General features: G+C 57.0%; 1 protein-coding gene. It reads right to left on the bottom strand.

The genetic code is table 11. The features are described from left to right. Positions 1-374: class II fructose-bisphosphate aldolase (locus A3754_RS07740; RefSeq protein ID WP_197468556.1), on the bottom strand; the 374-nt coding region annotated here is incomplete at its 3' end. Positions 375-409 lie beyond the last annotated feature (35 nt).

The raw sequence follows: 409 nt of genomic DNA, 5'->3' as shown, positions 1-409 counted from the left end.
GTCACATCCACGTTGTAGTCGTAATCGGTGGGGGTCTTGCCGTCTTCACCCAGTGAACCGTCCATCATTACCGAAGAGAACCCCAGCTGGATGGAACGCTGGCACACAGACGGGCTGGTGCCATGATCCTGATGCATCACCACGGGAATGTGCGGAAACTCTTCGGTGGCCGCCAGGATCAGATGACGCAGGAAAGGCGCACCGGCATATTTACGCGCACCAGCAGATGCCTGCACGATGACCGGGGAATTCGTTTTGTCCGCGGCTTCCATGATGGCGCGCATCTGTTCCACGTTGTTCACGTTATAAGCCGGTACGCCGTAGCCGAACTCGGCAGCGTGATCCAGCAGCTGTCGCATGCTTACTAGTGCCATGATTTTTCCCCTTCGTTAATCCGTTTGCGGTGCGC

It is taken from the genome of Alcanivorax sp. HI0083, from assembly GCF_001635175.1.
Note: the sequence above shows the minus strand (reverse complement) of the source record. Positions and strands in the feature narration are given on the sequence as shown.